Source organism: Kamptonema sp. PCC 6506, assembly GCF_000180455.1.
In the GTDB taxonomy this organism is placed as follows: domain Bacteria; phylum Cyanobacteriota; class Cyanobacteriia; order Cyanobacteriales; family Microcoleaceae; genus Kamptonema; species Kamptonema formosum.
Genome location: NZ_CACA01000027.1, coordinates 1 through 8,312, shown reverse-complemented (window position 1 = coordinate 8,312; position 8,312 = coordinate 1). Strand labels below are relative to the sequence as shown.

Below are 8,312 nucleotides of genomic sequence, written 5' to 3'. Positions count from 1 at the left end.
TTGGCGGTTGCTATAGCAGGTGATGTCTTCGCCACAAACGTCTGCGAGGTAAGTCAGAGCTCGGAAGCGCAAGCTCATTAATTGGTCGTAAAGGGGGTTGATTTTGCACATAGGCGGAATGTGGAAGAGGGTGCGCCCAAATAGCTGTATGTCTCGCGCGAAGGGGCATTGAGAGGGGATTAGTTTGCAGGCGGTGTGGGCAAAGTTGCGATCGCAGATTTCAATTCTATCAATGCGATCGCGCATTGGCTGTAGCAGGGAATCAAAGATGCTGTTGTGGATTGCGGGAGGTTGGGGGGAGACGTTGCTGTAGATGTACATAACCCAGAAGCCATAAAATTTATTTACACTTTGAATGTAAGTTGCGATCGCTCTGGGTAAGATTGACTCTGTGCAAGTGTTGGAAGTGACTGGATAACTGGGGAGGGATGACAAATTGATAAATAACTTGTCAAACCCTGAAACAGCTTTGGTATTTAGTCTTGGGGAGTTTTGGGGGTCAGAGGAAAGTGGATTTTCGCCAGAGGGATAGAGTGCGATACCTGCGGCTGGCTAGGTCTACGCGATGACACTTGGTAAACTGTCCTAACGTAACGCCGCCTTCTGGGGGGATACAGAAAGTGCAAACGCGCTTTTGTTAACCTTCCTCTGGGTCAATTCCTAGCGCTCTCAACCTTGCTGCCAATTGTTCCGCCCGTTGTCGCTGCTGCTGTTCCCGATTTTGAGCTTCCAGTCGCGCCTCCGCCTCAGTCGGATATCGATTTCCTTCGCGATCGTACCAATATAACCACTCTCGCGCAATTCCCTCATAAATTCCCTGTTCGGAACCTATTCCCAAACCGATTTCTGGCATCCAAACGGGATTATTTGTAACTAATTGATATTTACCTCGATCGAGTTTATAAATAGTTAAATGAGGTTTGCGACGGCGGGGAGCATAAATTACATAATACAACACTCCTAACCGAGCATATTCTAATTTTTTGCGCTTATATTCCCCGCCGGGAGTTTTCGATACTACTTCGATAGCCAACAGGGGAATGATACCATTTTCTTCCCAAGTAACGTAGCTCAATCGCAGGTTTTCCCCTTTAATCCTTGGCACTCCTAAACTTAAAAAACCATCCGGTACTATCGCTGGTTGATTGGGGTCATAATACCAAGCCATATCAATCCCAAAAAACCAGTCATCTCGATTTGCCCAAATTAAAGCAAGAATAGATTTTAACAGGTGAGGAATGATATCTTGTAATTCGCTATCCACTGGTGTTTCATCTGAGTAAGGCAGTGACTCGGCGGTGGGTAAATTTGATGGGGAAGTGCGATCGTAGAGTAGCATGATTGTTCCTCTGTTTGTTAATTTAATATTTCGTAAGTAGGCGCAATTTAAATTTATCGACCATATTAATTTTGGGGAAATGCGCCCACCTTAGCACTCGTAGAAAATCATATTACTCCAGCCAAGGACGAGTCATCAAATCTAATTGATTAACTTCATCTCCGCTCAAACTCCAACCTAAAGCACCAGCATTTTCCCGCGCTTGTTTTGGCGTTTTCGCCCCCGGAATTGGAATTACACCATCCTGAGCTATCAGCCAATTTAGCGCAACTTGAGCGGGAGTGCGGTCATATTTTTTACCAATTTTTCGCAATGTAGACATCACTAGGGCAATTTTTTCTAACCCAGTTTTACTAAAACGGGAATCTAATTTACGCGCTCCCACAGGCTGCTCTTGAGCGCTATACTTACCTGTAAGTAATCCCTGCGCTAAGGGGCTGTAAGCTAAAATAGTTACACCTAATTCGCGAGCTGAATCGACAATCTTTTTCTTTTCTACTTGCCGCGATAGCAGCGAGTATCGTACTTGATTCGTTGCCAACGGCACGCCTTGACGTGATAATATCTTGTGAGCTAAAGTCATCTGTTCAGCCGTATAATTGCTCACACCTACTGCCTGAATTCTACCCTGTTTCACCTCCTCCGCTAAAGCATTCATCAACGTTTCTTGGTTCATCAAAAAAGTATAAGGCCAATGCACTTGATAAAGAGCTACTTGCTCAACCTGCAAGCGTTTTAAACTAGCTGTTAAGGCATCTGCAACTGATTTAGCTGTGATTCGTAAAGGCATCGGGCCGTATTTTGTAGCAATCTGTACAGGTTGAGAGGTTTTCTTCATAAACTGTCCCAACAATTCCTCTGACAAGCCATTACCGTAGACTTCGGCTGTATCAAAGAAGTTTACGCCTGCGTCTAGAGATGCCTTAAATGCTTCCTCTACTTCTGTTGCACCATAATTGCTGCCGTAATTCCAAAAAAGTTTATCACCCCACGCCCAAGTTCCGATGCACAGAGGAGTAACGGCTGGCCCATTTTGTCCCAAAGTAATGTTTCTCACGGTAGATAACCCTTAATGATTTTACTATGTACAATTAGTGCATAATTACTGTAGCAGGTGCGCTATACTTAACTGTTGCTTCCATCTAGCAGTAAATGAATCATACCATGCCCCAGGATAGTTTGCAAATCATCCTTGACCGTCTCGCTAATAATCTTAAACGGGATGTATTAGTTCAAGAAAACCTCAACAATATCAGATTTACTCTTGATATTGACCGGGTAGTTTTGTATTATTTTTACAAGCACTGGAAAGGGCAAGTAACTTGCGAGTCAGTAAATTCTAGCGATTTATCTATTTTTGGTTCGACGGGGCCCGATGAATGTTTTAATGGTGAATATGCTGCTTTGTACGAAGCGGGACGAGTGAGAGCAATTCCAGATATTGAAACTGAACCAATAGAAGCTTGCCATAGAAATTTGCTTCGCACTATGAAAGTCCGTGCTAATTTAGTAGTACCTATTTTAACTCGCGGTGGCCTGTGGGGTTTGTTAATTGCTCATCATTGTAGTGGGCCTCATCCCTGGTTAGCTTCAGATATTGAATTCATGCAAGAAAAGGCAAAAGATATCGCAACTGCCCCTGTAGTTATAGATAATTAATTGTTAGTTATTATAGGACTTACGCTCATGGTTTCAGAAACCGGGTTTTTGAGAGAATCTGTGGATAAGGGCGAAGTATTTTCGTCAAAAAAACCCGGTTTCTCTGGTTGGGTGCGTAAGTCCTATAATTTTTAATTTTTAACTTTTAACTTTTAATTCCCAGGATGCTGTCTTAACACCTCTTTTAAGTATAAACCAGTATAAGAATGGGCATTTTCTGCCACATCTTCCGGCGTTCCCACAGCAATCACTTCACCTCCCTTATCCCCTCCTTCCGGCCCCAAATCAATCACCCAATCCCCCGCGCGAATCACATCTAAATTGTGTTCAATGACCAAGATTGAATTCCCTTTATCTACTAAACGCTGTAACACATTTAACAACTGATGAACGTCATAAAAAGATAACCCCGTTGTCGGTTCATCAATTAAATAAAGCGTCTTTCCTGTCGCGCGACGTGACAACTCAGTTGCCAATTTCACCCGCTGCGCTTCCCCCCCAGAAAGGGTAGGTGCAGGTTGTCCTAACTTAATATAACCTAAACCAACATCTACCAAAGTTTGCAAGCGATTTGCCGCCCTGGGGATATTTTTAAACATCTCACAAGCTTCTTCTACCGTCATATTCAACACATCAGAAATAGACTTCTCCTTATATTTAACCTGCAAGGTTTCCCGGTTGTATCGCGCACCTTTACAAACTTCACATTGTACGTAAACATCGGGTAAGAAATTCATCGAAATTATATTCACACCTTGACCGGCGCAAGCTTCGCATCTCCCACCTTTGACATTAAAAGAAAACTGCCCCGGTTTGTAACCTCTCGCTTTTGCTTCAATAGTTTCTGCAAACATATCTCTGATTACATCAAACACTCCCGTATAAGTAGCAGGATTAGAACGGGGAGTTCTACCAATGGGAGATTGATCGATGACAATTACCTTATCAACGGCATCCCCTAAAGATTTTTCTCCCTGGGTTTTGATGCCGTCCATATCTTTGGGTAAAGGAACTTTGCGGGTGATATAATGTTGCAGAGACGGATAGAGTAAGTCATTAATTAAGCTAGACTTACCGGAACCAGAAACCCCAGTAATACAAACAAGTTTGCCGAGGGGGATTTCTACATCAATATTTTTTAAGTTATTACGGCGGCAATTTTTCAGCAGTAGCGATTTACCATTACCCTTGCGCCTTTGGGCCGGGGTTTCTATTACCTTTCTTCCTGACAAATAAGCACCCGTTAAAGACTCTTCTGTTGCTAGTAATGTCTCTAAATTCCCTTGGGCAACAATGCGCCCGCCGTGTACTCCCGCCGCTGGGCCAATGTCTACAATATGATTAGCTGCCCGGATGGTTTCTTCATCGTGTTCGACGACAATTAAGGTATTGCCTAAATCGCGCAATCTTGTTAAAGTTTTTAACAGGCGCGAATTGTCTCTCTGATGCAATCCAATGCTAGGTTCATCTAAAACGTAGAGGACACCAGTTAAACCAGAACCGATTTGAGTTGCCAGACGAATGCGTTGTGCTTCCCCGCCGGAAAGGGTCATTGCTGGGCGGTCTAAGGTAAGATAATCTAAGCCAACATCGAGGAGAAATTGTAATCTGGCCTTGATTTCTCTGAGAACTAAATCGGCAATTTGTGCTTGGCGATCGCTTAATTTTAAGTTATCAACTTTTTCTCGACAATCTCGAATCGAACCACTGGTAAAATCTAAAATCCGATACTGCCCTAATTGTACAGAAAGTGCTTCAGGTTTTAGTCGTTTGCCGTGACAAACTTCGCAAGGGCGATCGACGCGATATTGTTCTAATTTTTGTTTAACTAATTCTGAACCAGTCTCGTCATATTGCCGCTGTAAAATTGGAATTACGCCGGGATAACGCCGTTGACTCTTACCTTCTGTCAAGATATTATCTTCAGAACCGTGTAATAAAATTTGCTGCTGTGTTTGTGTGAGTTGATGCCAACGGGTATTGATGTCAAAACCGCAAGCTTTGGCGACACTACAAATTAGTGCAAAATAATAGGTATTATCCTTATCTGCCCAAGGCGCGATCGCAGTGTAAACTGGTGCTTGTTCGTCAGGTACGACTAACTCCTCTGCAAACCTTCGCAAATTGCCCAAACCGTGACAATTTGGACAAGCGCCGTAGGGTGAATTAAAGGAAAATAATCGGGGTGAAAGTTCTTCCATTACCGCCCCATGTTCCGGGCAAGCAAAGTTTTCACTAAAAATTAAAGGGGGATTTGTGTGGGGATTTTCCTTAGTTGGTAATTCTTCAATCAAGGCAATTCCATTTGAATGCCGCAGGCAAGTAGTGAGAGAATCTACTAAACGTTCTTGTAAACCCGGCTTTTTAATTAACCTATCAACTACAATCTCAATGTTGTGGGTATGATTCTTATCTAATTCGATGTTTTCTGAGAGTTCTACCACCTCGCCATCAACTTTTACCCGAATAAAGCCTTCGGAAGCTAAACTCGATAGCAGCTTACGATGAGTGCCTTTTTTGCCTCTGACAACGGGGGCGAGAATGTGAAAGCGAGTACCATCAGGAAGTGCCATCACGCGATCGCACATTTCATCGATCGTTTGTGGCGCAATGCAGCGATCGCAAATCGGACAATGGGGTTCCCCCGCCCGCCCAAATAGCAGTCTAAAATAGTCGTAAATCTCCGTAACAGTCCCAACTGTCGATCGCGGATTATGAGAAGTCGATTTTTGGTCAATAGAAATCGCCGGACTTAACCCCTCGATCGCATCCACATCCGGTTTATCCAACTGTCCCAGGAATTGACGCGCGTAGGCGCTTAGAGACTCAATGTAGCGGCGCTGTCCCTCTGCGAAAATCGTATCGAAAGCGAGGGAAGACTTACCGGAACCGGATACGCCAGTAAAGACAATCAGGCGATCGCGCGGTAGTTCCAAATCAATATTCTTTAAATTGTGCTGCCTAGCGCCCCGAATCCGAATATAATTCTGGATATTTGGGCTTAAATTCACGGCAGATTGCCCGTTATGAGATGCACTTAAGTTACTCTTCGAGGTTTCGGCAGTAGAAGGCATAATCCAGTAAAAAATATTGCTTAAATATCTTAGCGCTGCATACCATAACTGACATCCAAACTCAGGAGTATTAAAGGATTGTCAAATAGGTTTCAGTCGGGCCATCGGGCAAAACTTTCAATCTTTGATTTTTCAAGTCAACTTCAATTCCTAACGCTTCCATCGGAATTACACCTAACAGTGCATTTCTCCCTGCTGGCAATTCCAAACACTCAAAAGTTCCCTCACGTCCGCACAGGGAAATCGACGCATCTCGAAATATTCTAGCTTCGCTAATACCCATCGCTGTCTCAACAACCACTTGTTTGAGAATTTTTAAACCTAGTTGAGCGATAATATTTGCAGGTAGGCACAGAGTTGTTGCCCTCGTATCCACCAAGACATTTTCTAAAGTAACAGACCTTACTTGGTCAGGTGAGATCATACCATCTTCAGCCTTACCCCGATCTAGTCGATTTGTAATTTCTAGTGTTGTTATAACTTTCCCCATTGAGTTGTCGGTAGTAGTTTCCATGATTTTACCACAAATTGACATTATACATTATAAAAGTTTAACAAATTTTGGAATAGAGTTAGCCGAGAATGCGATCGTCATCTCCAACATTGCCACATCTTTTGCGATTCTCTATTTATGATATCCTAAAAATACCGATTTTCCTAAAAAATCCGTCATCCCAAAAATACTATGAACAAAAAGTTCAAATTCAGATTTCTAGTCATCGCCCTATTTTTATGCCTTGCCAGCGGTGGTTTTCTAGCCGATCGCTACCTCAAACGTCCCTTTGCCCTCCCCCTCTCCACAAAATACCAATCCTGGCCTGTTAAAGTCGGTCTTCGCATCGCCACTCTGCGCGATCGCATTCCCACAGTTGATCGCGTAGTTCTAGTTCCAGATGAAGCTACATTTTTAACAGCTATTCAACAATGGAGTCTGCAAGGAAGATGGCCGATCTTAATAGAAGATCCGAAATATACCCCAATGTTTATCGAGCGTTTTCAACCAGCCGAATTAATTCGTTTACCCAGCGTCAAACAACCCTTACCCAAGGGTAAGCAACTCGAAGATTCCATCATTCGCGCTTTAGCAACAGCCTGGAATGCAACCGATATTCCTTCTTTAAAAGATACCTGGCTACAACTTGGTTGGCAACCTCCCGGAGTAGTAATCTCCTCGATCAACGATCCTGCATGGCCAGCAGCAGTTGCTTTAGCCGCCGATCGCGGTCAACCCTTAGTCTTTGTAGAAGGTAATTTTGGACAGCCTAACGATACCCTCAATTTAGATCGATGGCAAAGCCTTCAAAAAATCGTTGATAAAGCCGCAGAAACTACAGGTTATGCTTACGCTAATCTTGGCGATGCTATTGATACAATTACTCTGGTAAGACAACTAGCAGTCAAATATCAATCGCCAAAAAAGGCAGATGAACAATTAGCCGTGACAGACGGTTTAGCAAGATACCCAAATGGTAGTAGATGGGCAATAGTAGGGTGGATTTATGGCTCATCATTTCGCAGCGTTTATCAAGCGATGAGTTCGATATTTTTAGATTTTAAAACAGCAATGCTTTATGACAGTTATCAACCGGAAGGTAATTGGGAAAAATATGAAATAGAAGCACCAACAAAACAATTGAATAGAATGGATTTTAGTGTTGAACACATACAGCAACCAAAATCTAGTTTAGAAACGTGGAAAAACTTGGTTTCCCATGAATGGGATTTTGATTTGATATTTATTAACTCTAAAGGCAATAAAGATAAATTCTTTGTTGGTGGCGGCGACGCTTCAGTAAACGATATTCCCAAACTTAAATCACCCGCAGTTATTCACTTAATCCACAGTTGGTCTGCGACTTCACCTGATGACAGAAACACTGTTGCTGGCAGATGGCTAGAAAATGGAGTTTATGCCTATGTTGGGAGCGTACACGAGCCATATTTGGCTGCATTCCTCCCACCCAAAATAATAGTTGAACGCCTATCGGCTTCCGTCCCTTTTCTAATAGCCACTCGCCTGTTAGAATCAGCTCCTTGGAAAATTACAACAATAGGCGATCCGCTGATGATCCTCAGTAAACCCAGAGAAAAAATTTCACCAAATCAGCAACCTATACCAAAGTGAAGTAGTTGTTAGTTGTTAGTTGGTAATTGGTAATTGGTAATTGGTAATTGCTAATGGCTAATGGCTAATGGCTAATGGCTAATGGCTAATGGCTAATGGCTAATGGCTAATTGCT

Annotated in this window: 8 protein-coding genes; 3 read left to right on the top strand and 5 right to left on the bottom strand. The window is 43.0% G+C overall.

Annotated elements, in window-relative coordinates:
- The 3 genes from OSCI_RS28110 to OSCI_RS01535 all read right to left on the bottom strand — a co-directional run.
- The coding region (locus OSCI_RS28110) for a Mo-dependent nitrogenase C-terminal domain-containing protein (RefSeq protein WP_071986224.1) at nucleotides 1-321 on the bottom strand (321 nt) is incomplete at its 3' end.
- Between the two features lie 316 nt (nucleotides 322-637).
- A complete protein-coding gene (locus OSCI_RS01540) occupies nucleotides 638-1,339 on the bottom strand; it encodes a Uma2 family endonuclease (RefSeq protein ID WP_007353081.1) in 702 nt (233 codons plus the stop codon).
- 112 nt (nucleotides 1,340-1,451) lie between these two features.
- Entirely contained in the window at nucleotides 1,452-2,396 is a 945-nt protein-coding gene (locus tag OSCI_RS01535) for an aldo/keto reductase (protein WP_019486865.1), read from the bottom strand.
- A 95-nt stretch (nucleotides 2,397-2,491) separates the two neighbouring features.
- Here OSCI_RS01535 and OSCI_RS01530 point away from each other — a divergent pair, with 95 nt between their 5' ends.
- The gene (locus OSCI_RS01530; protein WP_324603602.1) at nucleotides 2,492-2,998 is read left to right on the top strand and encodes a GAF domain-containing protein; all 507 of its coding nucleotides are present in this window, start codon (nucleotides 2,492-2,494) and stop codon (nucleotides 2,996-2,998) included.
- A 152-nt stretch (nucleotides 2,999-3,150) separates the two neighbouring features.
- Here the strand turns inward: OSCI_RS01530 and uvrA are convergent, their stop codons facing one another.
- Together uvrA and OSCI_RS01520 are read right to left on the bottom strand one after the other, a co-directional pair.
- Nucleotides 3,151-6,072, bottom strand: a complete 2,922-nt coding sequence (gene uvrA / locus OSCI_RS01525; protein WP_007353078.1) for an excinuclease ABC subunit UvrA — start codon at nucleotides 6,070-6,072, stop codon at nucleotides 3,151-3,153.
- A gap of 70 nt (nucleotides 6,073-6,142) precedes the next feature.
- Nucleotides 6,143-6,586 (bottom strand): hypothetical protein, encoded by a 444-nt coding sequence (locus OSCI_RS01520; protein WP_007353077.1) that lies wholly within the window; start codon nucleotides 6,584-6,586, stop codon nucleotides 6,143-6,145.
- Between OSCI_RS01520 and OSCI_RS31825 the strand changes: the two genes are divergently transcribed.
- Together OSCI_RS31825 and OSCI_RS01515 are read left to right on the top strand one after the other, a co-directional pair.
- The gene (locus tag OSCI_RS31825) at nucleotides 6,585-6,707 is read left to right on the top strand and encodes a hypothetical protein (RefSeq protein ID WP_019486866.1); all 123 of its coding nucleotides are present in this window, start codon (nucleotides 6,585-6,587) and stop codon (nucleotides 6,705-6,707) included. The two genes, OSCI_RS01520 and OSCI_RS31825, sit on opposite strands and share 2 nt — an antisense overlap.
- Before the next feature lie 50 nt (nucleotides 6,708-6,757).
- Complete coding sequence (locus OSCI_RS01515; RefSeq protein WP_007353076.1) at nucleotides 6,758-8,197, top strand: hypothetical protein; 1,440 nt, start codon at nucleotides 6,758-6,760, stop codon at nucleotides 8,195-8,197.
- Nucleotides 8,198-8,312 lie beyond the last annotated feature (115 nt).